The sequence below is a fragment of the Pseudomonas sp. 008 genome, from assembly GCF_016861935.1.
GTDB lineage: Bacteria > Pseudomonadota > Gammaproteobacteria > Pseudomonadales > Pseudomonadaceae > Aquipseudomonas.
Genome location: NZ_BOMA01000005.1, coordinates 130,758 through 154,538, shown reverse-complemented (window position 1 = coordinate 154,538; position 23,781 = coordinate 130,758). Strand labels below are relative to the sequence as shown.

The window sequence follows — 23,781 nt, the reverse complement described above, 5'->3', positions numbered from 1 at the left end:
AGCGCTGCACCTGTGGAGCGAGCCTTTGTGGCGAGGGAGCTTGCTCCCGTTCGATTGCGCAGCAATCGTAAAACCGGTCACCGCTATCGCGAGCAGGCTCGCTCCCATACGCGCTGAAGCCCATAATGGCGGGCGCGGTTTTGAGGGGAGATGAAGATTTGTTAACTGGACGGTGGAGTGGACTTGTGGTGCTGGCCGGCATTTTGTCCGGTTGCGGTAACGGCGACAGTCTGGAACGCTTCGACGGCCCGACCATGGGCAGTCGTTATTCCATTCAATATGTAAGGCATGCCTCCACGCCCGGGCCGAAAGCGGTGCAGGCCGAAGTGGAAAATATCCTCGCCGACGTGGATCGACAATTTTCGACCTATCGCAGCGACTCGGACATCGAGCGCTTCAATAATTTGCCCGCCAACCACTGTCAGAAAATGCCCGCGCCGATCCTTGAATTGATCCGTGTGGGCGAACAGTTGTCATCCCAAAGCGACGGCTCCTACGACCTGACGGTGGAGCCGCTGCTCAACCTCTGGGGATTTGGTCCGCAGGCGCGTGAGGAAAAGGTCCCGAGCGCCGAAGCGCTGGCCGAGGTGCAGCAGCGCGTCGGCCACCGTCACTTGCGCATTGACGGTGACCAGTTGTGCAAGGATGCCGCGGTCGAGGTCGACTTCAACAGCATCGCTGCCGGTTACGCGGTCGACACGATTGCCGCCAGACTCGAAGCGCTGGGCATCCACGACTACCTCGCTGAAGCCACCGGTGAACTCAAGGCCGTCGGCAAAAAACTCGACGGCTCACCGTGGCGCATCGCCCTGGAAGAACCCCGTGATGATCAGCAAGTGGCCGAGCGTGTCATCGCCGTCGACGGCTACGGTGTGTCCACCTCCGGCGACTACCGTAACTATTTCGAGCAGGGTGGCCGACGCTATTCCCACACCTTCGATGCCCGCACCGGAACACCGGTCCTACACACCCTGGCGTCAGTCACGGTGATTCATCCTTCAGCGTTGATGGCCGATGGCTTATCGACGCTGTTGCTGATTCTTGGCCCTGAACGGGGTTGGGACTATGCCCAAACGCATGACATTGCTGCATTGTTTGTGATTCGTGCCGATACAGGTTTTGTCACACGCACCAATCAGGCTTTTGAGCGCCTGGCCGGTGAGAAAACCGAGTGATTGCGGCTGCAAAAGCATTTTTCGATGGCTTTGTAGTGCAGGCAAAACTAGCCTACGACGCGACCAAGGGTTAATGTGCGCGGCGTTGACGCTTCTATAGACTGTGTCCGGGTTCTGCACTGGCCCCAAATTGTTCCTTCACGCCGCCGATCGGTGTGATTTAGCCGCAGGCGCCGAGGGTGCCGCGGCCTGTTCTGAGGAGTACGCATGGCTGTCTACAACTACGATGTGGTGGTGTTGGGTTCCGGCCCGGCGGGAGAAGGCGCGGCAATGAACGCCGCCAAGGCAGGGCGCAAGGTGGCGATGGTCGATAGCCGTCGCCAGGTCGGCGGCAACTGCACCCACCTGGGCACCATCCCGTCCAAGGCCTTGCGTCACTCGGTCCGGCAGATCATGCAGTTCAACACCAACCCGATGTTCCGGGCCATTGGTGAGCCGCGCTGGTTCTCGTTCCCGGACGTGTTGAAGAGTGCTGAAAAAGTCATCTCCAAACAAGTCGCCTCGCGCACCGGCTACTACGCCCGTAACCGCGTCGACGTATTCTTCGGCACCGGCAGCTTCGCCGACGAGCAAACCATCGAAGTCGTCTGCGCCAACGGCGTGGTCGAAAAACTGGTGGCCAAGCACATCATCATCGCCACCGGCTCGCGTCCTTATCGTCCGGCGGACATCGATTTCCATCACCCGCGTATCTACGATAGCGACACCATCCTCAGCCTCGGCCACACCCCGCGTAAACTCATTGTTTACGGCGCCGGCGTGATCGGCTGCGAATACGCCTCGATCTTCAGTGGTCTGGGTGTATTGGTTGAACTGGTGGACAACCGTGGTCAGTTGCTGAGCTTCCTCGACTCGGAAATTTCCCAGGCCCTGAGCTACCACTTCAGCAACAACAACATCACGGTTCGCCACAACGAAGACTACGACCGCGTCGAAGGCGTGGACAACGGCGTGATCCTGCACCTCAAGTCCGGCAAGAAGATCAAGGCAGACGCCTTGCTCTGGTGCAACGGCCGTACCGGCAACACCGATCAGCTGGGTCTGGAAAACATCGGCGTGAAGGTCAACAGCCGTGGCCAGATCGAAGTCGACGAGAACTACCGCACCTGCGTGCCGAACATTTATGGCGCCGGTGATGTGATTGGCTGGCCGAGCCTGGCCAGTGCCGCCCACGACCAGGGCCGTTCGGCCGCTGGCAGCATCGTCGACAACGGCAGCTGGCGCTTCGTCAACGACGTGCCGACCGGCATCTACACGATTCCGGAGATCAGCTCGATCGGCAAGAACGAGCAGGAGCTGACTCAGGCCAAGGTGCCGTACGAAGTGGGCAAGGCATTCTTCAAGAGCATGGCGCGTGCGCAAATCGCCGGCGAGCCTCAGGGCATGCTGAAGATCCTGTTCCATCGCGAGACGCTGGAAGTGCTGGGCGTTCACTGCTTCGGTTATCAGGCGTCGGAGATCGTGCACATCGGTCAGGCGATCATGAACCAGCCGGGCGAGCAGAACACCCTGAAGTACTTCGTCAACACGACGTTCAACTACCCGACCATGGCTGAAGCCTATCGGGTAGCGGCGTACGATGGCCTCAACCGGCTTTTTTGAGCGGCTCCGGCCGGTGGCCTGAGCCGGCCGGGGAGACCGATTTCAGCAATTCTCGAGCGTGGCGGTGGCCAAACCGGGAAAGTCTGTAATCAGGCTGTCAACGCCGAAGTCAGCGAGCCTGCGCATCAGCGCGGGCTCGTTGACTGTCCACACCGACACATGCAGCCCCTGACGCTGCGCCTTCTGCAGGCGTTCCGGCGTGCACAGGGTCCAGTTCAGCGCCAGCATCTCGCAGCCATAGTTTTGCGCGACCTTCAACGGGTCGAGCCAGGCGTATTCGGCCACCAGTCCGCGAGACACGTCCGGCACCAGGTCCAGCGCGGCTTTCAACACTTCGCGTGAACTCGAGGTAATCGTGACCTTGTCCCGTATGCCGAAACGCTGGGCCATTTCGCGAATCGCCAGCACGGTGGTCGCGGCGCGGGTGCGTGAGGCGCTTTTGACTTCCAGCTGCCAGTGCTCGAAATCGCATTTTTCGAACAATTCTTCCAGCGTTGGTATCGGGCAAGGTTTGATCCAGCCCGGGCCACCCTTGCGCGCGTCGTAGGTCACCAGTTCCGCAGCCGTGTGTTCGGCCACTTTGCCGCGGCGGTCGGTGGTGCGTTTGAGGGTCGGGTCGTGGATCACCATCAATTCGCCGTCCATGGACAGGTGCAGGTCCAGTTCGCAGCGGCGCACTCCGTGCTTGAGGCATTGCTGAAAGCTGGTCAGGGTGTTTTCCGGTGCTTCGCCCTTGGCGCCGCGATGGCCGTAGATGAGAGTCACGGTTCTTCCTTAATTAATGGCCGGTTTCGTTTTGTTCGCGCGCCAGGCGTCGTTCTTGTGCCTGTCGCTGCAAGATGTAGCGGGCCAGCAGTTGTCGCTGGGCATCGGACAGGTATTCGAACTCGGTGCCGACGTCGTAGCCGCCACCCTTGCGGTCGCAATGGGTGACGCGGGCCCGCAGCAACAGGCCGAGGGCTTGTGGCATCAGCACCAGCTTGACCGACAGGTGCGCGCCGACGGCAATGGACGTCGGATGCTGAAAGTCGATACCGCCTTCGGAGATGATCACCGGCTGCGGTTCGCCGATCTGTCCGAGCACGGTCAGGGCGACCACCTGGCTCAGCAGATCGATGCGTTTGTTCTGTGATTTCAGGAATGCGGCGATGGTCCGGTCGCGTTCGTTGATCTGGCGCAACAGGTGTTGCGACTCGAATTCGCTCAGGTGCAGTTCGCTGAGCAGGTTGAATAGCGGGGAAGCATCCTGCAACACTTCCTGGTCTGCTGCTTCGGGAGCAGACAGGGGCCGAATTTCCAGTGCGATCGTGTCCTCGATACGGTAGTATTCGCGGCGATCTTCTTCATCTAATGTCGACATGGCGAACCCATGGTAGCGGCGGTGGTCTGAGTGTAAAGCTGGTTATCGACCCCCGCCACAAGGACGTTCCTTTTCCCTCCGAACAAGCCCCGACATGTTCAGACCTCTCTTCGTATTTATCGGCACGCGTTATACCCGTGCAAAACGTCGCAATCATTTTGTGTCATTCATTTCCCTGACCTCGATGATCGGACTCGCCCTCGGCGTGGTCGTGATGATCGTGGTGCTGTCGGTCATGAACGGCTTCGATCATGAGATGCGCACCCGTGTGCTGGGCATGGTGCCCCACGCGACCATCGAGTCCGGCGAGCCGATCAGCGACTGGCAAAGCCTGGCCGCCAAGGTCAAGCAGAACCCGCAGGTGGCGGCGGTTGCGCCCTTCGTCCAGATGCAGGGCCTGCTGACCAACAACGGCAAGGTTTCCAAAGTGTTGCTCAATGCCATCGACCCTGTGCAGGAACGGCAGGTGTCGATCATTGATAACTTCATGCAGCAGGGCAAACTCGACGACCTGGCGCCGGGCAGTTTCGGCATCGTGATCGGCGACAAGGCGGCAGCCAAGCTCGGCGCGGCGGTTGGCGACAAGCTGACGTTTGTCGCGCCGGAAGTCACCGTGACCCCGGCCGGGATGTTCCCGCGCATGAAACGCTTTACTGTGGTCGGCATCTTCCATGTCGGCGCCGGTGAGCTGGATGGCTATCTGGGCCTGACCAATCTGCAGGATCTGGCCAGGTTGCACCGCTGGCAACCGGATCAGGTCCAGGGCTTGCGACTGAAGTTCGACGACCTGTTCCAGGCGCCGCGCACCGCGTGGACCATCGCCCAGCAGCTCGGCGAAGACCGTTACTACGCCCGCGACTGGACTCGTACCCACGGCAATCTGTATCAGGCAATCCGCATGGAAAAAGCCATGATCGGCCTGCTGTTGCTGCTGATCGTCGCCGTTGCTGCGTTCAACATCATTTCCACGCTGGTGATGGTGGTGAACGACAAGAAGGGCGACATCGCGATCCTGCGCACCCTGGGCGCCACGCCGGGCTCGATCATGGCGACGTTCATGGTCCAGGGCACGGTCATTGGTGTGGTCGGTACGCTGATCGGCGCCGTGGTCGGGATCTTCGCCGCGCTGAACGTCAGCGCCGCGATCTCGGCCCTTGAAGGGCTGATCGGCCACAAGTTCTTGAACGCCGACGTGTATTTCATCGATTACCTGCCGTCGCAAGTGCAGAGCCAGGACGTGTTGATGGTCTGCGCCGCCGCGTTGGTCCTGAGTTTCCTCGCCACCCTGTATCCAGCCTGGCGTGCCGCGCGCACCCAGCCTGCGGAGGCGCTACGTTATGAGTGAGTCGGGCATGAGTGATAAAGCAATCTTGAGCTGCCGCAACCTGGGCAAATCCTACGTGGAAGGCCCGGAATCGGTAGAGGTTCTGGCCGGTCTGCAACTGGAACTGCATCCGGGTGAGCGCGTGGCGATCGTCGGTACGTCGGGTTCGGGCAAAAGTACCTTGCTCAACCTGCTGGGCGGCCTCGATACGCCGACCAAGGGCAGCGTCTGGCTGGCCGGTGAAGAACTCTCGGCCCTGAACGAAAAGGCCCGTGGCCTGTTGCGCAACCGGTCGCTGGGTTTCGTTTACCAGTTCCACCACTTGCTGCCTGAGTTCACCGCGCTGGAAAACGTCTGCATGCCGTTGCTGATCGGCAAGACCGCGATCCCGGAAGCGCGTCAGCGTGCGACGGCGTTGCTGGAGCGGGTAGGGCTGGGCCATCGCCTGGAGCACAAACCGGCGGAGTTGTCCGGTGGCGAACGCCAGCGTGTGGCTATTGCCCGCGCCCTGGTGAACAAGCCAGGCCTGGTGATGCTCGACGAGCCGACCGGCAACCTCGACTCCCACACCGCCCAGGGCATTCAGGATTTGATGCTGGAACTCAGCACCTCGATGCGCACGGCGTTCCTGGTGGTGACCCACGACATGAACCTGGCTCGCCAGATGGATCGCGTCCTGCATTTGCAGGAAGGTTACCTGACCCCCATCTGATTGGCTGAAACCCGGCACACTGAACAGTGCGTCGGGTCTTTTATTTTTATACGGTGCCCCAGCGAATGTTCAGACCGTTATCGATCTTTATCGGCACGCGCTATACCCGCGCCAAGCGCCGCAATCGCTTTGTTTCCTTCATCTCGATGACCTCGATGATCGGCCTCGCCCTGGGCGTACTGGCGATGATCGTGGTGCTGTCGGTGATGAACGGCTTCCAGCGCGAAATGAGCTCGCGCATCCTCGGCATGGTGCCCCACGCGACCATCGTCGGCGTGAACCCTATCGACGATTGGCAGCCGGTGGCCGCCGCGGCAATGAAGAATCCTGAAGTCACCGCCGCCGTGCCGTTCACCGAGATGGAAGGCATGCTGTCCTACAAGGGCACCATGCAGCCGATCCAGGTCAGCGGGGTCGATCCGGCGCTGGAAAGCAAGGTCTCGATCGTTGCCAAGCACATTGTTCAGGGGCGTCTCGACGCCTTGAAGCCGGGTGAGTTCGGCGTGGTGATCGGCGAGATCACCGCGCGGCGCTTTCGCTTGAACGTCGGCGACAAGATCACCCTGATCGTGCCGGAAGTCAGCAATGCACCGGGTGGCATCACCCCGCGCATGCAGCGGCTGAACGTGGTGGGCGTGTTCAAGGTCGGTGCCGAACTGGACGGTTCGATGGCGCTGATCCACATGGCCGATGCCGCGCAAATGCAGCACTGGCAGCCGAATCAGGTACAGAGCGTACGCCTGGCGGTGAAGGATCTGTACGCCGCGCCGCAAGTATCGAGCGACATCGCAACGGGCCTGGGTGCCGCCTACAAGGCTGACGACTGGACCCACACCCAGGGCAGTCTGTTCAGCGCGATGAAGATGGAAAAAACCATGATCGGCTTGCTGTTGCTGATGATCGTCGCCGTGGCGGCGTTCAACATCATCGCCACCCTGATCATGGTGGTGAACGACAAGGGCGCGGACATCGCGATCCTGCGCACCATCGGCGCCACACCTCGGCAGATCATGGCGATCTTCATGGTGCAGGGCACGGTGATCGGGATTGTCGGCACCTTGATCGGTGGTGTGCTGGGCGTGATCGCGGCGTTGAACGTCAGTGAACTGGTGGGCTGGATGGAGCGGGTCAGCGGGCAGCACATCTTCAGTTCCGATGTGTACTTCGTCAGCAACTTGCCGTCCGAATTGCAGGGCGCGGATGTGCTGTTGATCTGCTCCGCCGGTTTCATCATGAGCTTTCTGGCGACGGTTTATCCGGCGTGGCGTGCGGCGAAAGTCGAGCCGGCTACTGCGTTGCGGTATTCGTAGTCCGTTAGACCGCGAAGGGGCCAGTCCTGCTGGCCTCAGTCCTTTCTTGGCAACTCAATTATGAACCGCGTCCACCCCTGAGCCGATTCGCAACGAATCTGCCCGCCATGGGCGCGGATGATCGACTGGGTGATCGCCAATCCCAATCCCGCATGCTCACTGCTGCCTTCACGGCGCGCGGGGTCTGCCCGGTAGAAACGGTCAAACAAACGCGGCACCAGGTCCTCGGAAATCCCTTCACCACTGTTTTCAACGGTCAGGCTCAAGCCTGCCGGTTGCTCGACGATCTTTACCCGCACCTCACCACCGGCCGGGGTAAACCGCAACGCATTGTCCAGCAAATTGGACAGTGCCCGGCGCAACATGCTGCGATCGCCCTGCATACGCGCGTGGCCGTCACGACTCAACTTCACCCGGGCGTCCTCGGCCAGTGGCGCGAAAAACTCCAGCAGCACATCCGCTTCTTCCGCCAGGTCCAGCGGTTCGCGCTTGGGCATCAGCAAGCCGTGGTCAGCCTTGGCCAGGTACAACATGTCGTTGACCAGTTGCGCCATCCATTGCAGTTCTTCGAGGTTGCTGTGCAGCGCCTCGCGGTAATCCTCAAGGGGGCGAGGGCGGGTGAGGGTGACTTGGGTGTGAGTCAGCAGGTTCGACAGTGGTGTGCGCAGTTCATGGGCGATGTCGGCGGAGAAGGCCGAGAGCCGCTGAAAAGAGTCATCGAGGCGTCCGAGCATGGCGTTGAAGCTGTGGGCCATTTCCGCGAGTTCCGGCGGCATGTCTGCTTCCGGCAGACGGGCGTTGAGTGATTGCGCCGACACGCCGCTGGCGACCGCACTCATACGCAGCAACGGACGCAAACCACTGCGCGCCGCCCAGGCACCGAGCAGGGCAGTGGCCAGGGCCGAGAGGCCAACCGTCAGCCAGATCAGGTGTTGCATGCGCTGCAGAAAGTGTTGGTGATGGGTGATGTCCAGCAACAAGGTCAGTTGCGGTGAGTCGGGTTTGTCGAGGAACAGCGGCGCATTCAGGACGCGGTAATCGGTGCCGTCGTCGCTCACTGTCGACAGGCCACGCTTGCGCGGCAAATCTTTGGGCACGCTGGGCGAGCTGTCGTACATGCGTTGGCCGTCACTGCTAATGATGCGCAGCGAAAGATCGGCCTGTCGGCTCAATTCATCGGCCAGCCTGGCCTCGGCGTCGCCGGCCTGAATGTCATCCAGCGCCCGGCGTAAACCAATCAGTTTGTCATCCAGCAACTGCTGGTCCAACTCGACAAAGTGCGCCTCGCTGGCGCGGCTGAACAACACCCCGGCGAACAACGACACCACCGCAGTACAGGCGGCAAACAGCAGTGCCAGGCGGTTGCTTAATGAAAGCCGGCGCATCAGGCGGGGCGCTCTTCAAGGACGTAACCCATGCCGCGCACGGTGTGAATCAACTTGTTCGGGAAATCGTCATCGATCTTCAGGCGCAACCGGCGGATCGCCACTTCGATGACGTTGGTGTCGCTGTCGAAATTCATGTCCCACACCTGGGACGCGATCAGCGACTTGGGCAGAACTTCGCCCTGGCGCCGCAGGAGCATTTCCAGCAGGGCGAATTCCTTGGCGGTCAGGTCGATGCGCTGACCGTTACGCTCGACCCGTCGACGGATCAGGTCCAGGCGCAAATCGGCCAGTTGCAGGCTGGTTTCCTGAGGCGTGGCGCTGCCGCGACGCAGCAGGCTACGAACCCGGGCCAGCAGTTCGGAGAAGGCGAAAGGTTTGACCAGGTAGTCGTCGGCGCCCAGTTCCAGGCCGTGGACTCGGTCCTCCACCGCGTCTCGTGCGGTCAGAAACAGTACCGGCGTGTCCAGGCCTGCACCGCGCACCGCTTGCAAAATCTGCCAGCCATCGCGTCCGGGCAGCATCACATCGAGAATCAACAAGGCGTAATCGCCACTCAAGGCCAGCTGCTGGCCGGTGGTGCCGTCGGTCACCAGTTCGGTATTGAACCCGGCCTCGGTCAGGCCCTGGCGCAGGTATTGGCCGGTTTTCGGTTGGTCTTCGACGATCAGCAGTTTCATGGGCGACTCGGGTAGTTGGAACAGGTGCGTTATACCGTGGGCGGCGAGGAAGCTGGCCAATCTGACAAAGTTGTAATCTGCCTGTCAGGTAGCTGGCAGAGCCGGCTGGTAGAGTTTCCCACAAGCTGAACCTCATCTTGTTGGAGTACGACTATGTTTTTGCAAAAGCGTCTGGCACTGGCCGCTTGTTTGCTGACTCTGAGTTTAGGGCTGGAAGCCTCACCGGCGCAGACCTACGATTTCGGTCGACCAGCCTCGGCCGCCCAGGCCACCCGCAGCGTTGAAGTGGTGATGGGCGATATGACCTTCAGCCCCAAGACCATCGATATCAAGGCCGGGGAAACCGTGCGTCTCGTACTGGTGAATAAAGGACAGTTGCTGCATGAATTCAACCTCGGCGATGCACAGATGCATGCCAGGCATCAGCAGGAAATGCTCCAGATGCAGCAAAGCGGCATGCTGATGCCTACAGGCATGAAGGCCATGGACCACGGTTCCATGGCCGGAATGGATCATGGCGCCATGGATCACGGCATGAAGCATGACGACCCCAATAGTGTGTTGGTGGAGCCGGGTAAAACCGCCGAGCTGACCTGGACCTTCACCAAGGCCACTAACCTGGAATTTGCCTGCAACATCCCCGGCCATTACCAGGCCGGCATGGTCGGCAAACTGACAGTCAGTCAGTAAGCACTCAAAGGCGGGAGCAAAGGCTGGTAGAATCCGCTGATTCTTCAGTCAGGTTTCCGCCATGCATCCCGCAGCCGAACATTCGCCGCTGGGCAAATCCAGCGAATACATCGCCACCTACACGCCGTCCTTGCTGTTCCCGATCCCGCGCACAGCGAAATGGGCCGAGCTGGGCCTGACCGCGCAAACCCTGCCGTACAAGGGGGTGGACTTCTGGAACTGCTTCGAGCTGTCGTGGCTATTGCCGTCCGGCAAGCCTGTGGTGGCGATCGGCGAATTCAGCATCCCGGCGGATTCGCCGAACATCATCGAGTCGAAGTCGTTCAAGCTGTACCTCAACTCGCTGAACCAGACGCCATTTGCCGACACCGCCAGCCTTGAAGCGACGCTGGTGAAAGATCTCTCGGTCGCTGCCGGCAAACCGGTGGGCGTGCGGGTTCGCAGCCTGAAAGAGGTAGAGGCGGAAGGCGTCGTGGCGTTGCCGGGCGTGTGCATCGATGACCTGGACATCAGTGTCAGCAACTATGAGCATCCGCGTCCGGAACTGCTGCGTTGCGATGAGTCGCGCATCGTTGAAGAGTGCGTGCACAGCCATTTGCTCAAATCCAACTGCCCGGTCACGAGTCAGCCGGACTGGGGCAGCGTGGTGGTGGAATATCGTGGCGCGGCGCTGGATCACGCGAGTTTGCTGGAATACATCGTGAGCTTCCGCCAGCACTCGGACTTCCATGAGCAGTGCGTGGAGCGGATTTTCCTCGACCTGCAGCGGTTGCTAAAGCCGGAGAAATTGACGGTGTACGCGCGGTATGTGCGTCGTGGTGGATTGGACATCAACCCGTATCGCAGCACCGAAGAGGTGCAACTGCCGAACCATCGCTTGGTCCGACAATAAAGAGCCAGTGCGGGATTGCATTTGCAAATCCCGGAAATGAAAAAGCCCCGCTATCAATAGCGGGGCTTTTTTGCATCTGATGGGTTCAGATCCCCATGCTGACCAAGGCTTGCATGATGTTACGCAAGGTGCCGGCAAGGGCGGGATGTTCGACTTCGAAGCGATCGACTGCCAGGTTCACACTGTCGGCGAGGTTGGTGTCCTGGGTTTTGGTTTCCAGCTCAAGCTCCAGTTGGATCTGTTGCATCAGCGCGTGCAGGTCTTCGCGCTCGGCTTCGGTCAGTGGCGGATTCTGTTCCAATTGCTCGCGCAGTTTATTGAGCTGATCTTGCAGTTCGCGGGCGGGCATGGCGTTCTTCCTTTTCTCGATAGGCACTGGCATAGACCGCAGCGGCGTGCCAAAGGTCTATGGCTGACCTTTAGATTAATCCACTCCCGGGCAACCTGCATGATCTCAGTCAGGGCTTTTCGCCTTTGAGCCGACGCAGGCTGATATCGGCCAGGCAGGTATCGAGCTCGCCCAGATGATCGATCACCGAATGCACGCCCAGGCCGAACAACTGCACCGTCGCCTTGCCGCGCAAGTGTTCCCGTTCCTTCTGGCTCAAGGCTTGCCATTCGTTCGGCGCGAGCCCGCATAACGAGCCGCACGACGCCAGGCCGATGGTCCACAGCCCGGCGTTCAGGCCCGATTGCAGCAGTCGCGGCTCGCCGCTGACCAGCACGCAACCGTCCAGGCGCTCGACATTCAGCGCCATCAAGGCTTGCCAGCAGGCATTCGGGGCCGGCCATGGATTGATTGTTTCAGAGTGTTGCAAAGATTTGATCCAGGCCGGAAGTGCGACGGCCAGGGAATGGCTGAGGGCAGGGGGTAGTTCATCAAGCCAGGCGCAGGGAATCCGTTGTCGCTGCAAGCTGGACAGGCTCTCCAGGGCGCCGGGCGTGACCTCGGTGTGCTCGGCAGAAACGGTGCCGTGCTGACGCGTGCGCGCGCCGAAATCCACCAGGCAACCACTGAGGCCGAACAGCACGGCGGTCAGATTTGGTGCGGCAAGGGGCAAGACTTCGGCGTGCGGCATGGAAACGTCCCTGAAATAGCGACAAGGCTATTCACGGACGATGACAATCGAGTGACACGGATGTGAATCGCTCGCCGTCAGGAGGGCGTCGTTCGTAGACCATCGTGCACGATGCTGCCTAAACCGGGTTTTCCGTCATATACTAGCGGTCTTTGCGGCTGGGCCAAGCGCCCGCGTCAGTACAATCCAAGGAGTTTTTCTATGCGCTGGAGCAATCGACTCGCTCAGCTTTGTATGTGTGCCAGCGTGTTGCTGGTTCCGTTCGCGGCCCAGGCTGCCACGGAAGAAGACCCTTGGGAAAGCATCAACCGCCCGATCTACAAATTCAACGACTTTGTCGACACCTACGCACTGAAGCCGTTGGCTCAGGGCTACCAGTTCGTCACACCGCAGTTCCTGGAAGACGGCATCCACAACATGTTCCGCAACGTCGGCGATGTGACCAACCTCGCCAACGACGTGTTGCAGGCCAAGCCCGCTGCGGCTGGCGTCGACACCGCGCGTTTGATTTTCAACACCACCTTCGGCCTGCTGGGCTTCTTTGACGTGGGCACCAAAATGGGCCTGCACCGCAACGACGAAGACTTCGGCCAGACCCTCGGTTACTGGGGCGTGGGCAGCGGCCCGTACGTGATGCTGCCGCTCTTGGGCCCAAGCACCTTGCGTGATACACCTTCCAAGTATGTCGACGGCTATACCGGTCCGTACCCTTACATCAACGATATACCGGTACGTAACTCGATTTACGGCCTGAACATCGTCGACACTCGCGCCAGCCTGTTGTCGGCCGAGAAACTGATCACTGGCGACAAATACACCTTTATTCGCAATGCATACCTGCAAAACCGCGAATTCAAAGTCAAGGACGGTAAGGTCGAAGACGATTTTTAATCTCGACCGGTAAAACGAAGAGGGCGGCCAATTGGCCGCCTTCTTTCGTTTGGCTTGCGGGTGAAGTCAGGGCTATTTCATCTTCAGGATTGTAAGCCCGAGTTTCTGGCCGCCACCGTCCTGTGCTTTCACCCACACCACCTCGGTGTCGGCTTCAAGGCCTTTGAGGGCTACGTGATCGGAATCGATCCGCACGCTGAGCCGGTCACCGACCTTGAATGAGCGGGGCGCCTCCAGCTGCATGCCACTGCTGGAAAGGTCGATGCAGACGGCTTGCACCTCATCGCCTTCATGAATCAGCGACACATCGGCATCAACCCGCATGCGGATGAAATCGCGCTTTTCGCTGTAGTCCCGATCGGTTTGGCTCATGGGCTCGATCCTTCCTTTGGGTTACGGTTTTGCCTGTTCTTATAACTCTCGGTGATTTGACAAGTAAAGACGTCAAGCGACCATCGGCGTGAGCTTGAAACGCCTCGCGGATGGGAGTACCGTCTGCGCCTTAGAAGGGCACCTCTGGTGGAACAGTGAGTAGGGCAAACGCTCGAAAACGGTGCAGCAGAGAGGCTAGAAAGCGAATCCAGTAGTGTGTGCAGGGCCAAATGCCCAGCCTGCTACGCCAACCTAATTCTGGCGCCGTTTGCCCACATGCCAAAAACCAGTGCCACGCTGCTGATAATCGATGATGACGAAGTAGTGCGTGCGAGCCTCGCGGCCTACTTGGAAGACAGTGGTTTCAGTGTCCTGCAGGCCAGCAATGGCCAGCAGGGTCTTCAGGTATTCGAGCAAGACAAGCCCGACTTGGTCATCTGCGATCTGCGCATGCCGCAGATGGGCGGACTCGAACTCATTCGCCAGGTCACCGAACTGTCGCCGCAAACCCCGGTAATCGTGGTTTCGGGCGCCGGCGTGATGAACGACGCCGTCGAGGCCCTGCGCCTGGGCGCAGCGGACTACCTGATCAAGCCTCTCGAAGATCTCGCCGTACTCGAGCACTCCGTGCGCCGTGCCCTGGATCGTGCGCGTCTGCTGCTGGAAAACCAGCGCTACCGCGAGAAGCTGGAAAAGGCCAACCGCGAGCTCGAAGCCAGCCTGAACCTGCTCCAGGAAGACCAGAACGCCGGTCGCCAGGTGCAGATGAACATGCTGCCGGTGAGCCCCTGGACCATCGACGAGTTCCAGTTTGCGCACCAGATCATCCCGTCGCTGTACCTGTCGGGCGATTTCGTCGACTACTTTCGGGTCGACGAGCGTCGGGTAGCGTTCTACCTGGCGGACGTTTCCGGTCATGGCGCCTCTTCAGCCTTCGTCACCGTGCTGCTGAAGTTCATGACCACACGCTTGCTGTTCGAATCCAAGCGCAACGGCACATTGCCGGAATTCAAGCCTTCAGAAGTCCTTGGTCATATCAACCGGGGCCTGATCAGTTGTAAGCTGGGTAAACACGTCACAATGGTCGGTGGAGTCATCGACGAGGAGACAGGTTTGTTGACCTATAGCATCGGCGGTCATCTGCCGTTGCCCGTGTTGTACACGCCAGACAGTGTTCGTTACCTGGAAGGGCGTGGTCTGCCGGTGGGCCTCTTCAATGAAGCCACCTACGAAGACCACGTACTGGAGCTGCCGCCGGTATTCAGCCTGACGCTGATGTCTGATGGCATTCTGGACCTTTTGCCAGAACCCACACTCAAAGATAAAGAAGCTGCTTTGCCTCAACGGGTGAAAGCGGCGGGCGGCAGCCTGGATGGTCTGCGCCAGGTTTTTGGATTGGCCACGCTAGGGGAGATGCCGGATGATATCGCCCTGTTGGTGTTGAGCAGGAATCTTTAATGAGTACCGGTAGAATCCAGTTCGCCGAGCAGGACGGCACCTTCGTCCTGAAGTTCGTCGGTGAAGTTCGCCTGACCCTGTGTTCGGCGTTGGATGCGACTATTGAGCGGATCTTCACTGCGTTGAACTTCAACGCCATCGTGATCGACCTGACCGAAACCCGTAGCATCGACAGCACCACCCTGGGCCTGCTGGCCAAGCTGTCGATCCTGTCGCGGCAAAAAGTCGGCCTGTTGCCGACTGTCGTCACCACCCACGAAGACATCACCCGTCTGCTGCAGTCCATGGGCTTCGAGCAAGTGTTCAACATCGTTGACCGCCCGATCCCATGCCCTGAATGCCTGACCGACCTGCCAGACCAGGACCAGTCCGAAGAAGTGGTGCGGATCAAAGTCCTCGAAGCACACAAAATCCTCATGGGCCTGAACGACTCCAACCGTGAGGCGTTTCATGACCTGGTGAACGCGCTGGAGCGTCACTGATTAATTCCCTGTGGGAGCGGGCTTGCCCGCGAAGGCGCCCTAACAATCACCACATCTTCCAGTGCTAAGCCCATTACCCGAATTCAACGCAAAAAAAGGGCGAACCCATGGTTCGCCCTTTTTGCATCCAGCTAACTCAAATCACAGCTTGGCCTGCAACAACGCCTCAAGCTTCTCCTGGTCCCGAGCAAACTGACGAATGCCCTCAGCCAGCTTCTCGGTCGCCATCGCATCCTCGTTGGACAACCAACGGAACTGCGCTTCATTCAAGCTCAGACGCGCTTCACCCGCATGCCCAGGCACCAATTTGCGCTCCAGCTTGCCGGTATCCGCCGCCAGTTTCTCTAGCAGATCAGGGCTGATGGTCAACCGATCACAACCGGCCAATTGCTCGATCTGATTCAGATTACGGAAGCTGGCACCCATCACTACGGTTTTGTAGTCATTGGCCTTGTAGTAGTTGTAGATGCGCGTCACCGACTGCACGCCCGGATCATCCGCGCCGGTGTAGTCGTTGCCGGTGGCCTTCTTGTACCAGTCGTAGATACGGCCCACGAACGGCGAAATCAGGAAAACCCCAGCGTCAGCACATGCCGCCGCCTGAGCGAAAGAGAACAGCAAGGTCAGGTTGGTCTGGATGCCTTCCTTTTCCAGCTTCTCGGCAGCGCGGATGCCTTCCCAAGTCGAAGCAATCTTGATCAGCACACGGTCACGGCCAACGCCGGCCTTTTCGTACAAGTCGATCAGACGGTGCGCACGCTTCAATACGGCGTCAGTGTCGAACGACAGGCGCGCATCCACTTCAGTGGAAATACGGCCAGGAATCACCTTCAGAATCTCTTGCCCCACCGCCACACCAAAACGGTCACTGGCCAGGCCCACATCGCCCTTGCAGTCGCTGACGCAAGCGTTTAGCAACTCGGCATAACCGGGAATGGCCGCCGCTTTGAGCAGCAGGGAAGGGTTGGTGGTGGCGTCCACGGGTTTAACGCGAGCGATTGCTTCGAAGTCGCCAGTGTCGGCAACTACGGTGGTCATTTGTTTGAGTTGTTCCAGCTTGGAAGTCATGGGCGTGCTCTGTCCTATGGGTCTAATGACATTACCCGAGCGCTGACAGCCACTCAAGGGTGCATGTGCGTATCGAAGGCCCCAGCGGCAACATCCTGAAAACGGATGTTTGAAAGGCGGGGCGTGGTCTCGGTAAATACGATGCTGAAATGGAGGGCAGGTTCAATGGAGGTGACGGTTAGCGTGCTGAGCAGGCCTGGGTCATGTCCTCAATGCTTACCGATTTGACCAGCTTGCGAATTAGACCTTTGAGCGCTCGGGCCGAACAAGTGACGGCCGCCATTTCAAAGCGGCCATTTTCTAACGAGACAGAGCGCGGACACCGGCGCGCGAAACCTGCAAGTGAGTGACGAGGGATTAACGTCCCTCCAACAACTCTGCCGCCTGATCCAGCAACGCCAACGGCTCTTTAGCCTTGTGAATATCCACCGACAACAACTGCCGAAACTTGCGTGCCCCCGGAAACCCGGTGCCCAGCCCCAGTACATGCCGAGTGATGTGGTGCATCGCGCCACCCGCCAGCAGATGCTCGGCAATATAAGGCCGCAACTGCGCCAGCGCCTCGGCCCGGCTGATCACCGGCGCCGTGCTGCCGAACAGCTGCTGATCCACCTCAGCCATCACATAAGGATTGTGATAAGCCTCACGGCCCAACATCACGCCGTCGAACGTCTGCAAATGCTCGTGACAGGCCTCGAGCGTCTTGATCCCGCCGTTGAGAATAATCTCCAACTCCGGAAAATCCGCCTTCAACCGCGCCGCCACGTCATAGCGAAGAGGTGGAATGTCGCGGTTCTCCTTCGGCGACAACCCCTCCAGAATCGCAATCCGCGCATGCACGGTAAAACTCGTGCACCCGGCATCCCGAACCGTGCCGACGAAATCGCACAGTTCCTCGTAACTGTCCCGCCCATTAATCCCGATCCGATGCTTCACCGTCACCGGAATCGACACCGCATCACGCATCGCCTTCACACAATCGGCCACCAACTGCGGATGCCCCATCAGGCACGCGCCGATCATATTGTTCTGCACCCGATCACTCGGGCAGCCGACGTTCAGGTTTACCTCGTCGTAACCGTGATCCTGGGCCATGCGTGCGCAGGCGGCTAGGTCCAGCGGAACACTGCCACCGAGTTGCAGGGCGAGCGGGTGCTCGGCTTCGTTGTGACGCAGGAAGCGCTCGTGATCGCCGTTGAGGAGCGCGCCGGTGGTGACCATTTCGGTGTAGAGCAGGGCGTGCTTGGAGAGCAGTCGCAGGAAGAAACGGCAGTGGCGGTCTGTCCAATCCATCATGGGGGCGACCGAAAATCTTCTGCTAATAACACCTTGATTTATAACGATTTTTTCTTCTGAAGAAATCACTTTATAGCCTTCGTGTGTAGCATTGGTGCACACGCGGTGTGCATGACGGGTGTGTGCAGTGTATTATTCGAGTACAGCGAATTGAACAGGGATTGCACACGACGATGGCGAGTATTGTAAAGCTTCCGAGTGGCAGCTGGCGCGCTCAGGTTATGCGCGGTGGCGTGCGGAAAGGGATGACGTTCAAGAAGCATGCTGACGCGAAGAGGTGGGCTGCTGAGATTGAGAGCAAGCTTGAGAGCATCCGGGCCGTAGGGACGGCACCAACCCCCAAGGGCTCGACTGTTGCGGACTTCATCAATAAATACATCGAAGAAACCGAACCGGTCAAACCGCACGGCAAGAACAAAAAAGCGACACTCTTACGGCTGAAATCGGAGTTCAAAGGTGTCCTGATGTCAGAGTTCTCGATCCTTCATCTTCGTGACTTTGTAGACAAAAGACTCAAGCAGAAGACTCAGGCCGGCACTACGGTTTCGGGCGTCACTATCGCTGTCGATTTGTCGTACATCTCCACGGTTTTGCATTGGGCGCGCGAAGTGAGGCACTACGACGTTGATGCAGGCATTGCAAACGAGGTTCGCAGCAGTCTGTCGCGCCGTGGTGTGAGTACGCGTAGCAAACAACGTGAGAGAGAAGCTACCGAAGATGAGCTCGACAAAATTTTCGCGGCATACGAAAAGAAGGGGGCGAGACAGAAGATCCCAATGCAGCATCTGATTGCTTTCGCCCTGGCTTCTGCAATGCGCCAAGAAGAAATTTGTCAGATTCTCATTGAAGACATCGACCATGTTGATAAAACAGTGAAGATCAGAAGCCGCAAGCACCCTCAGGAGAAGATCGGAAACAATCAGACTGTTCCTCTTCTGCCGGCAGCCTGGAAAATCGCTATAGCGCATGCTGGAGATCGAAAAGAAGGGCGTATTTTTCAATACAACCCAGCGTCAGTCAGCTCATCGTTTACTCGTATCTGTCAGCAATGCGAAATTGATGACCTGGTTTTTCATGATCTGCGCCACGGAGCAATCGGCAAGTTGTTTACTGTTGGTCTTCGAATCGAGCAGGTTGCTCTGATTTCTGGGCATCGGGACTGGAAGATGCTGAAGCGCTACACGCACATTAAAGCTAAAGATGTGCAGAAGGCCTTCAATGACTTGCTGGGTGTGCAGGCATCGAAGGCCGAATGAAGTCAAATTGAGCGCAATATGGACTCGCGACTACGTGTTCTTCTCAGTGAGTGCATGTAGTCTTTGACATCATCAAATGCATAGAAAAAGGCACGTCCGAAGAGAGTAGGGATTGGGCCTTTGCCGTGCTTTCGCCAGTGTTCGAGTGTCTCTTTCTTCACTTGGGTGATTTCGATCATCTGTTCTTCGGTCAAGAAGCCCAGGGACATGACAAGTGCGTTACGTTCAGACATTGGATAGCTCGTAATCCGTGAGCGCGCGTACCCTCCTAGTCGTAGCGCCAAATGTTTGATTTGCCGGTTCCATGAGTACTAAGGCGTTGAGAGTGCAGGTTGTGTAGGCGGATCAATCGATGGCACTTCTGTTCGAATCCGAAGAACTCAAGCCATCATTACGTTTGTTAAAATTGGCCGGCTGACATTTGTGTATAGCGTAAGAACCACGAAGTGCCGCCGTTCTGCTGCCAAAATCGAGGCGCTCGACCGATACGAACGGGTCGCGGCGATTTCTTTGCAGAAATGAAGGCTCGAGTTACAGGCGTGCGTATCAAGATTTCCCTTTTCAAGTCAGTAGCGTGCATCAAGGCGCCGTCCGGTTCGATGTCAATTCATGGTGAATGTTTAGTGATTCGCTGTCAATGAAAAAAATCAGCATGCATATTGACAATCCGTCAATTTTCAGGGTTAAAGAGTATATGAAAGGTATACTGTAAACACTGAAAAGACCTGCAGGGGATCAGATCGCACTCAGCAATGGTCAGCCAGCGCCTATCGGGAAATACGCATGAGCCTGCTCTTGAGTACTGCAAGAGATATGTGAGGAAGGACGATGTTGTCGCCTTGGGATGTGCGTTCGGGTATGGCTGACGTGCCTCGTGCCCGATCCGCCTTAACGAGGTAGTCGAGCTCTTCCTAAATTTTGTCGGCTGTGAGTTTTTTAACCCTTTTTTCTGACGGCATGGCGATTCTCAAATTTTGGACGTAGTTATCCCAAAAAATTAGCCGCTTGGTTTGGGCTCAAAAGACAAGCTAGCCGTCCTTCGGCCGAAAAAACGACTCCTATAAGCAAAACGGCCTCCTTAGGCTTTCGGTAAGGTTGATTGGATTTTCTTATCAAGCTACCAATTAGCCAGTAAGCAAATTGAATATCAGAAGCGCTGGGCAAAGGTCAGTTGGGTTTTGCTTGAAAAGGTGAGTAGAGATTGAGAGGTTTGGAGAAAGCTGTTTTTGAATTCAATAACTATACACTCCGTTTGGAAAAAATGATTTCAAGGGGGGGGGTGAAGATATATATTGCTTGACATTTCGTGAGTGCAGAAAAATCTAGGGTTTGCGACCCTTGTGGCTAATTGATGGCTGACGTGAAAGTAGCTAGCTGCCCGAGCCTCGTATCATTTTCAAACCGTCACTCGAGGGGGAGGCGCTGGCTAATGCCGCCCCGATGCTCTCTCGATCACGCCTGAGCTTCCGTGCGCAATGTTTGTAGCTTGCTAAAATGGTGGCTCTGTGCCATTGAAATTGTCCGGTTATTTAAACCCGCACTTGATTTGTTGCTACTGCAAACTGAGCTGAAGTGGATCACTCCGAAGATCTTCGTCCGTTCGCGGTGTCTGAAATCATCACCCTGGGGAAACCGCACCATGTCATCAAGGTCGTGATGGGCTGGAGATGATAGCGGGTGAAAAGTACGATACCCCAGAGCCTGATTGCTGGGGGCCGCCGGTAAACCAGAGGCTCACAAGACGTTTGTCAAAGCGCTGTACTGCGTAATTGCACCTCTACCCGCCATCGCGGCCTCTCCACTGCCGTATTACGTTGATGGCGTGAATGCTTGTCCGACAGCAGACGTAGGTGGAGTGTCAGATTACAAGGATTTTCTACAGTTTATGACAGACCCCAAGCATTCAGGGTACGACGACGTGGTGGGCTAGTACGGCGAGGTATTTGAGCCGATGGCATTTGGCCGCGACCGGGTTAAGGAGTGTTTTAGAAGAATCAAGGTTTGAGATGCAAGGCGTTGTAGCTCGAACGCCTGCGATGAAAATGCCTCTCCTGTGTATCTGTTATGGCCATCAACTCATGGCTGAAGCTTGGGGGGCACGATCGGTTTGCATCCGAAAGGTAGTGAGATCGGGCTGCATGAAATCAGCCTTCATCAAAAGGCCATAAGTGTTATCGAATTCGCTTAAACGCCGACACCATCACTCTTACTACTTGAGTTCGGGCGGTGTGTCCCTTCAAGTCTGCCAGTACCGATACACTGTTGAGCTCGCCAATCCAAGCGTCCGCGCCACCTCAGCCTGACTCAATCCTAAAGCCTTCAGCTCTCTCACCGAATCGGCATTCTTGGTATTACCAGGCTTACCCGAAGGCCTCTTTTTCAGCTCTTTGCCCACAAACTGACTCCTGACAAGCTCCTCTCCTCCTTCGTCTTTGAATGAGTCGAGTTCTGCACGTGCCCGCTCTAGAGTGGTATCGGTAGGTTCATCCTTCTGGATAGCGACGCAGAGGGTCATAAGAGCAATAGGATCGAATTGGAGGGCCTCTGCTAGCTCGATCAATTTCGCAACCGTGATATTGCTCTTTCCTTGCTCCAGCTTACCTATGTTTGCTTTTGCACTGACGTCTGCCAAATCACCGTAGTCGAAGCCTCGGATTGTCCTGATTGCCCTGAGCGTACCGGCGATCTCATTCTTAAGCGACATGGTCTGCCTCAAAAGCGAGGATAGAGCCATAACGGCTATCTTCCGATAAACCACGTTTGGTGGTAGTATCGGAAATATGCGTTGCCGCTTTTTCAGAGCTAAGCCGCACAATCATGGGTTCAGAGTCTTTTTGAGATGGGCATCAGGCAGTTTTAGCGACCTGAGCACCAAACATATCACATGTATTGTCAGACGCTTTTTGATCGGATCTGAAAGAGATACCGATGGCCAGCGGGTGCGTCCAAGCATCGGAGACGCCTCGATGGATCGACGGAAAGCCCGGATATGAAAAATCGTCAGTGGGACAACTTGAGGTCATTCACTGACTTGGATGGTAAGGAAAAAGCGAAATGTTTATTACACATGAATCTTATAGGGAAGGGCGCCCCGGCTTCCCGGGGCCAGGACGAACCGCATGGCGAATGATCGAACGGGAATCAATGGATCCTTGGTATCACGTCATCCTTCGGTTCACAGAGGGAGCCAGACAATTCACCAAGAGGTTTATGCCAACGGACGCCTCTTTATTGTCCAACCTACTGGAGCTGGAGGGCCCAACTTGCCTTGTTGAAGAGGTTCAGGTCATAACCCCACCGTGGGTCAATGGAGGCCTCTCAGAGCGTATGGAGAAGCTAATCAGCCTGGTCATCGGTTACGACCAGAAAGGCGAGTGCGTGTTGCTTCATAAGGTGGCGGGTGGCGCCGTTTATAGCAGTGCTCGAGATGGCCTCGACGCCGGTTCACTCACTGGCATTCGGACGATCTACGAAGATACAAAAACTGCGCCTTCAGCAGTTCCGGAATTTGCTGACCACTGACCTAAACGGCGACTCCAATGAAGCTTCAAATCTATTCAGATCTGCACCTCGGTTTCGCTCGTTTCGATCCTACTCCAAGCGATGCGGATGTGATCATTCTCGCTGGTGACATTGATATCAAATCGCGTGGAGTCTTATGGGCGAACGACGCATTCCAGTGCCCAGTGATTTACGTGTGCGGCAATCACGAATTTTACGGCGGCCACATCGACCACACGCTTCGCAAGATGAAAGAGGCGGCTGCGCCTCATGTTCACGTCCTCGAAAACGAAGTATTGATCATCAACCAAACTAGATTTTTGGTCACGACTGCATGGACAGATTACTCGTCGACCGGAGATGTCGTTGCCGCGAAACGAGTCGCTTGGGACTGGATGAACGATTTCACCGTGATCAGAACCGATGAAAATTTCCGACGTTTGCGTCCTGATGACTTGATCGCTAAATCACAGGCGGCGTACGCCTGGCTTACTGGGGAACTGGACAAGCCCTTCGCCGGTAAAACTGTTGTCGTCACGCACCATGCTCCTATGTCGGAATACGTGAGTGGGGATTTTCCTGCACACCTTATTGCTGCGTACGCAAACAATTGGCCTGAGCTTCTGGGGAAGGCCGATCTTTGGGTGTATGGACATACCCACATCGCTGCGGATTTCGTTAAAGGAGGATGCCGAGTAGTGTCAAATCCTCGCGGATACCCGACCGAAGAGACCGGTTTCGATCAGGATTTTCTGATCGAGATTTGATGAGCCGTCTCTCAGTGATGAACCTTAGCGAACTGAATTTCGCTGCGTACGAATTCGAGAAAATTACATGGTCACGTTAGAAGAAATCTCGCAGCTACTTTACGGCGCAGGCGCGGAGATGGCTGGCTGGTTGGGGACTGAGGAAGACCTGATCTATTTAGCAGCAAAGTCATTCCCAGGCAAAGCATTCTGCGTTGTTCGGCAGTGGATTTTGCTCGACCTCACGGTCAATTCAGATGAGAAAGAAAAGCTCATCGGACTGGGCCTGCTGCCCGCGACTCTGTACGCGCATGAAGTCGTTTTTGATAGCCGAAATCGATTTCAGGCAGGCATGTGGGTACGCAGCAATTTTGGCGTGTCTTTTAGTCAGGGTTGCATGTTTGAAACCAGGAGTACGGTCTACCTCCTGCTGGGATCGGGCCTAAGAAAAAATGCCAGCATAGGTGCTGCTTTTTCCATGAAAGCGGTTTGAGCAATGACT

Annotated in this window: 27 protein-coding genes; 16 read left to right on the top strand and 11 right to left on the bottom strand. The window is 57.3% G+C overall.

The features are described from left to right. Positions 1-125: 125 nt before the first annotated feature. Both JUI81_RS12230 and sthA read left to right on the top strand, forming a co-directional pair. Positions 126-1,175 carry an FAD:protein FMN transferase gene (locus JUI81_RS12230; RefSeq protein WP_239077681.1) on the top strand — a complete coding sequence of 350 codons (1,050 nt, stop codon included), beginning with the start codon at positions 126-128 and terminating at the stop codon, positions 1,173-1,175. Positions 1,176-1,382: 207 nt separating this feature from the next. Then, positions 1,383-2,777: a Si-specific NAD(P)(+) transhydrogenase gene (gene sthA, locus JUI81_RS12225; RefSeq protein ID WP_007935284.1), complete on the top strand. Its 1,395-nt coding sequence runs from the start codon at positions 1,383-1,385 to the stop codon at positions 2,775-2,777. 42 nt (positions 2,778-2,819) lie between these two features. On the opposite strand, the gene JUI81_RS12220 is transcribed toward sthA, so the two are convergent. Next, a complete protein-coding gene (locus tag JUI81_RS12220; protein ID WP_019582083.1) occupies positions 2,820-3,542 on the bottom strand; it encodes a glycerophosphodiester phosphodiesterase family protein in 723 nt (240 codons plus the stop codon). Positions 3,543-3,555: 13 nt separating this feature from the next. Beyond that, positions 3,556-4,137, bottom strand: a complete 582-nt coding sequence (locus tag JUI81_RS12215) for a PilZ domain-containing protein (RefSeq protein WP_204124328.1) — start codon at positions 4,135-4,137, stop codon at positions 3,556-3,558. 94 nt (positions 4,138-4,231) lie between these two features. Between JUI81_RS12215 and JUI81_RS12210 the strand changes: the two genes are divergently transcribed. The 3 genes from JUI81_RS12210 to JUI81_RS12200 all read left to right on the top strand — a co-directional run bounded on the left by JUI81_RS12210 (position 4,232) and on the right by JUI81_RS12200 (position 7,483). Then, positions 4,232-5,482: a lipoprotein-releasing ABC transporter permease subunit gene (locus tag JUI81_RS12210; protein ID WP_007935280.1), complete on the top strand. Its 1,251-nt coding sequence runs from the start codon at positions 4,232-4,234 to the stop codon at positions 5,480-5,482. Positions 5,483-5,489: 7 nt separating this feature from the next. Beyond that, complete coding sequence (gene lolD, locus JUI81_RS12205) at positions 5,490-6,173, top strand: lipoprotein-releasing ABC transporter ATP-binding protein LolD (protein WP_020700644.1); 684 nt, start codon at positions 5,490-5,492, stop codon at positions 6,171-6,173. A 65-nt stretch (positions 6,174-6,238) separates the two neighbouring features. Beyond that, positions 6,239-7,483, top strand: coding sequence for a lipoprotein-releasing ABC transporter permease subunit (locus JUI81_RS12200; RefSeq protein ID WP_018928148.1), 1,245 nt, complete (start codon positions 6,239-6,241; stop codon positions 7,481-7,483). 35 nt (positions 7,484-7,518) lie between these two features. Here JUI81_RS12200 and JUI81_RS12195 read toward each other — a convergent pair whose 3' ends face one another. Both JUI81_RS12195 and JUI81_RS12190 read right to left on the bottom strand, forming a co-directional pair. Continuing rightward, positions 7,519-8,868, bottom strand: coding sequence for a heavy metal sensor histidine kinase (locus JUI81_RS12195; RefSeq protein WP_019582085.1), 1,350 nt, complete (start codon positions 8,866-8,868; stop codon positions 7,519-7,521). Beyond that, positions 8,868-9,548 carry a heavy metal response regulator transcription factor gene (locus JUI81_RS12190; RefSeq protein ID WP_019582086.1) on the bottom strand — a complete coding sequence of 227 codons (681 nt, stop codon included), beginning with the start codon at positions 9,546-9,548 and terminating at the stop codon, positions 8,868-8,870. The genes JUI81_RS12195 and JUI81_RS12190 overlap by 1 nt, the downstream gene beginning before the upstream one ends. Before the next feature lie 153 nt (positions 9,549-9,701). On the opposite strand from JUI81_RS12190, the gene JUI81_RS12185 reads away from it, so the two are divergent. Next, positions 9,702-10,238 carry a plastocyanin/azurin family copper-binding protein gene (locus tag JUI81_RS12185; RefSeq protein WP_028939699.1) on the top strand — a complete coding sequence of 179 codons (537 nt, stop codon included), beginning with the start codon at positions 9,702-9,704 and terminating at the stop codon, positions 10,236-10,238. Positions 10,239-10,299: 61 nt separating this feature from the next. Next, positions 10,300-11,130 carry an NADPH-dependent 7-cyano-7-deazaguanine reductase QueF gene (gene queF, locus JUI81_RS12180; protein ID WP_019582088.1) on the top strand — a complete coding sequence of 277 codons (831 nt, stop codon included), beginning with the start codon at positions 10,300-10,302 and terminating at the stop codon, positions 11,128-11,130. An 85-nt stretch (positions 11,131-11,215) separates the two neighbouring features. Here queF and JUI81_RS12175 read toward each other — a convergent pair whose 3' ends face one another. Then, positions 11,216-11,479 carry a DUF4404 family protein gene (locus tag JUI81_RS12175; protein ID WP_019582089.1) on the bottom strand — a complete coding sequence of 88 codons (264 nt, stop codon included), beginning with the start codon at positions 11,477-11,479 and terminating at the stop codon, positions 11,216-11,218. A gap of 109 nt (positions 11,480-11,588) precedes the next feature. Then, positions 11,589-12,209, bottom strand: coding sequence for a hypothetical protein (locus tag JUI81_RS12170; RefSeq protein ID WP_019582090.1), 621 nt, complete (start codon positions 12,207-12,209; stop codon positions 11,589-11,591). Between the two features lie 201 nt (positions 12,210-12,410). Here JUI81_RS12170 and JUI81_RS12165 point away from each other — a divergent pair, with 201 nt between their 5' ends. Continuing rightward, positions 12,411-13,100 (top strand): VacJ family lipoprotein, encoded by a 690-nt coding sequence (locus JUI81_RS12165; RefSeq protein WP_019582091.1) that lies wholly within the window; start codon positions 12,411-12,413, stop codon positions 13,098-13,100. 72 nt (positions 13,101-13,172) lie between these two features. Here JUI81_RS12165 and JUI81_RS12160 read toward each other — a convergent pair whose 3' ends face one another. Further along, on the bottom strand, positions 13,173-13,472 hold the full coding sequence (locus JUI81_RS12160; protein WP_204124327.1) for a PilZ domain-containing protein: 300 nt from the start codon (positions 13,470-13,472) through the stop codon (positions 13,173-13,175). Between the two features lie 276 nt (positions 13,473-13,748). Here JUI81_RS12160 and rssB point away from each other — a divergent pair, with 276 nt between their 5' ends. Next, the gene (rssB, locus tag JUI81_RS12155; RefSeq protein WP_007935264.1) at positions 13,749-14,930 is read left to right on the top strand and encodes a two-component system response regulator RssB; all 1,182 of its coding nucleotides are present in this window, start codon (positions 13,749-13,751) and stop codon (positions 14,928-14,930) included. Then, the gene (gene rssC, locus JUI81_RS12150; RefSeq protein WP_007935262.1) at positions 14,930-15,412 is read left to right on the top strand and encodes an anti-sigma factor antagonist RssC; all 483 of its coding nucleotides are present in this window, start codon (positions 14,930-14,932) and stop codon (positions 15,410-15,412) included. Before rssB ends, rssC begins: the two co-directional genes overlap by 1 nt. A 141-nt stretch (positions 15,413-15,553) precedes the next feature. Here the strand turns inward: rssC and tal are convergent, their stop codons facing one another. Both tal and dusA read right to left on the bottom strand, forming a co-directional pair. Beyond that, a complete protein-coding gene (gene tal, locus JUI81_RS12145; protein WP_019582092.1) occupies positions 15,554-16,480 on the bottom strand; it encodes a transaldolase in 927 nt (308 codons plus the stop codon). A 357-nt stretch (positions 16,481-16,837) separates the two neighbouring features. Further along, positions 16,838-17,824: a tRNA dihydrouridine(20/20a) synthase DusA gene (gene dusA, locus JUI81_RS12140; protein ID WP_275406299.1), complete on the bottom strand. Its 987-nt coding sequence runs from the start codon at positions 17,822-17,824 to the stop codon at positions 16,838-16,840. Between the two features lie 197 nt (positions 17,825-18,021). Here dusA and JUI81_RS12135 point away from each other — a divergent pair, with 197 nt between their 5' ends. Beyond that, positions 18,022-19,032 carry a site-specific integrase gene (locus JUI81_RS12135; RefSeq protein ID WP_204124325.1) on the top strand — a complete coding sequence of 337 codons (1,011 nt, stop codon included), beginning with the start codon at positions 18,022-18,024 and terminating at the stop codon, positions 19,030-19,032. A gap of 2 nt (positions 19,033-19,034) precedes the next feature. Here JUI81_RS12135 and JUI81_RS12130 read toward each other — a convergent pair whose 3' ends face one another. Beyond that, positions 19,035-19,265 carry a hypothetical protein gene (locus JUI81_RS12130; RefSeq protein ID WP_204124324.1) on the bottom strand — a complete coding sequence of 77 codons (231 nt, stop codon included), beginning with the start codon at positions 19,263-19,265 and terminating at the stop codon, positions 19,035-19,037. A gap of 1,472 nt (positions 19,266-20,737) precedes the next feature. Here JUI81_RS12130 and JUI81_RS31995 point away from each other — a divergent pair. Both JUI81_RS31995 and JUI81_RS32210 read left to right on the top strand, forming a co-directional pair. After that, on the top strand, positions 20,738-20,962 hold the full coding sequence (locus JUI81_RS31995) for a hypothetical protein (RefSeq protein WP_275406298.1): 225 nt from the start codon (positions 20,738-20,740) through the stop codon (positions 20,960-20,962). A gap of 76 nt (positions 20,963-21,038) precedes the next feature. Beyond that, positions 21,039-21,200, top strand: coding sequence for a hypothetical protein (locus JUI81_RS32210; RefSeq protein WP_374707264.1), 162 nt, complete (start codon positions 21,039-21,041; stop codon positions 21,198-21,200). Positions 21,201-21,268: 68 nt separating this feature from the next. On the opposite strand, the gene JUI81_RS12115 is transcribed toward JUI81_RS32210, so the two are convergent. Beyond that, entirely contained in the window at positions 21,269-21,766 is a 498-nt protein-coding gene (locus tag JUI81_RS12115; RefSeq protein WP_239077679.1) for a helix-turn-helix domain-containing protein, read from the bottom strand. A gap of 593 nt (positions 21,767-22,359) precedes the next feature. On the opposite strand from JUI81_RS12115, the gene JUI81_RS12110 reads away from it, so the two are divergent. From JUI81_RS12110 to JUI81_RS12100, 3 genes are all read left to right on the top strand, one after another. After that, entirely contained in the window at positions 22,360-22,554 is a 195-nt protein-coding gene (locus JUI81_RS12110) for a hypothetical protein (protein ID WP_204124322.1), read from the top strand. A 17-nt stretch (positions 22,555-22,571) separates the two neighbouring features. After that, positions 22,572-23,300, top strand: a complete 729-nt coding sequence (locus tag JUI81_RS12105; protein ID WP_204124321.1) for a metallophosphoesterase — start codon at positions 22,572-22,574, stop codon at positions 23,298-23,300. Between the two features lie 67 nt (positions 23,301-23,367). Then, positions 23,368-23,772, top strand: coding sequence for a hypothetical protein (locus JUI81_RS12100; RefSeq protein WP_204124320.1), 405 nt, complete (start codon positions 23,368-23,370; stop codon positions 23,770-23,772). Positions 23,773-23,781: the final 9 nt, after the last annotated feature.

Excerpts from the sequence above, each read along its gene's own strand:
- JUI81_RS12110 (WP_204124322.1), top strand. The coding sequence starts at position 22,360 with ATGGAGAAGCTAATCAGCCTGGTCATCGGTTACGACCAGAAAGGCGAG.
- JUI81_RS12175 (WP_019582089.1), bottom strand. The coding sequence starts at position 11,479 with ATGCCCGCCCGCGAACTGCAAGATCAGCTCAATAAACTGCGCGAGCAA.
- JUI81_RS12170 (WP_019582090.1), bottom strand. The coding sequence starts at position 12,209 with ATGCCGCACGCCGAAGTCTTGCCCCTTGCCGCACCAAATCTGACCGCC.
- rssC (WP_007935262.1), top strand. The coding sequence starts at position 14,930 with ATGAGTACCGGTAGAATCCAGTTCGCCGAGCAGGACGGCACCTTCGTC.
- JUI81_RS12210 (WP_007935280.1), top strand. The coding sequence starts at position 4,232 with ATGTTCAGACCTCTCTTCGTATTTATCGGCACGCGTTATACCCGTGCA.
- JUI81_RS12190 (WP_019582086.1), bottom strand. The coding sequence starts at position 9,548 with ATGAAACTGCTGATCGTCGAAGACCAACCGAAAACCGGCCAATACCTG.
- JUI81_RS12100 (WP_204124320.1), top strand. The coding sequence starts at position 23,368 with ATGGTCACGTTAGAAGAAATCTCGCAGCTACTTTACGGCGCAGGCGCG.
- lolD (WP_020700644.1), top strand. The coding sequence starts at position 5,490 with ATGAGTGATAAAGCAATCTTGAGCTGCCGCAACCTGGGCAAATCCTAC.
- JUI81_RS12105 (WP_204124321.1), top strand. The coding sequence starts at position 22,572 with ATGAAGCTTCAAATCTATTCAGATCTGCACCTCGGTTTCGCTCGTTTC.
- JUI81_RS12185 (WP_028939699.1), top strand. The coding sequence starts at position 9,702 with ATGTTTTTGCAAAAGCGTCTGGCACTGGCCGCTTGTTTGCTGACTCTG.
- sthA (WP_007935284.1), top strand. The coding sequence starts at position 1,383 with ATGGCTGTCTACAACTACGATGTGGTGGTGTTGGGTTCCGGCCCGGCG.
- JUI81_RS12215 (WP_204124328.1), bottom strand. The coding sequence starts at position 4,137 with ATGTCGACATTAGATGAAGAAGATCGCCGCGAATACTACCGTATCGAG.
- queF (WP_019582088.1), top strand. The coding sequence starts at position 10,300 with ATGCATCCCGCAGCCGAACATTCGCCGCTGGGCAAATCCAGCGAATAC.
- tal (WP_019582092.1), bottom strand. The coding sequence starts at position 16,480 with ATGACTTCCAAGCTGGAACAACTCAAACAAATGACCACCGTAGTTGCC.
- JUI81_RS12230 (WP_239077681.1), top strand. The coding sequence starts at position 126 with ATGGCGGGCGCGGTTTTGAGGGGAGATGAAGATTTGTTAACTGGACGG.
- JUI81_RS12115 (WP_239077679.1), bottom strand. The coding sequence starts at position 21,766 with ATGGCTCTATCCTCGCTTTTGAGGCAGACCATGTCGCTTAAGAATGAG.
- JUI81_RS12195 (WP_019582085.1), bottom strand. The coding sequence starts at position 8,868 with ATGCGCCGGCTTTCATTAAGCAACCGCCTGGCACTGCTGTTTGCCGCC.
- JUI81_RS12135 (WP_204124325.1), top strand. The coding sequence starts at position 18,022 with ATGACGTTCAAGAAGCATGCTGACGCGAAGAGGTGGGCTGCTGAGATT.
- JUI81_RS12165 (WP_019582091.1), top strand. The coding sequence starts at position 12,411 with ATGCGCTGGAGCAATCGACTCGCTCAGCTTTGTATGTGTGCCAGCGTG.
- JUI81_RS12130 (WP_204124324.1), bottom strand. The coding sequence starts at position 19,265 with ATGTCTGAACGTAACGCACTTGTCATGTCCCTGGGCTTCTTGACCGAA.
- rssB (WP_007935264.1), top strand. The coding sequence starts at position 13,749 with ATGCCAAAAACCAGTGCCACGCTGCTGATAATCGATGATGACGAAGTA.
- JUI81_RS12200 (WP_018928148.1), top strand. The coding sequence starts at position 6,239 with ATGTTCAGACCGTTATCGATCTTTATCGGCACGCGCTATACCCGCGCC.
- JUI81_RS32210 (WP_374707264.1), top strand. The coding sequence starts at position 21,039 with ATGCAAGGCGTTGTAGCTCGAACGCCTGCGATGAAAATGCCTCTCCTG.
- JUI81_RS12160 (WP_204124327.1), bottom strand. The coding sequence starts at position 13,472 with ATGAGCCAAACCGATCGGGACTACAGCGAAAAGCGCGATTTCATCCGC.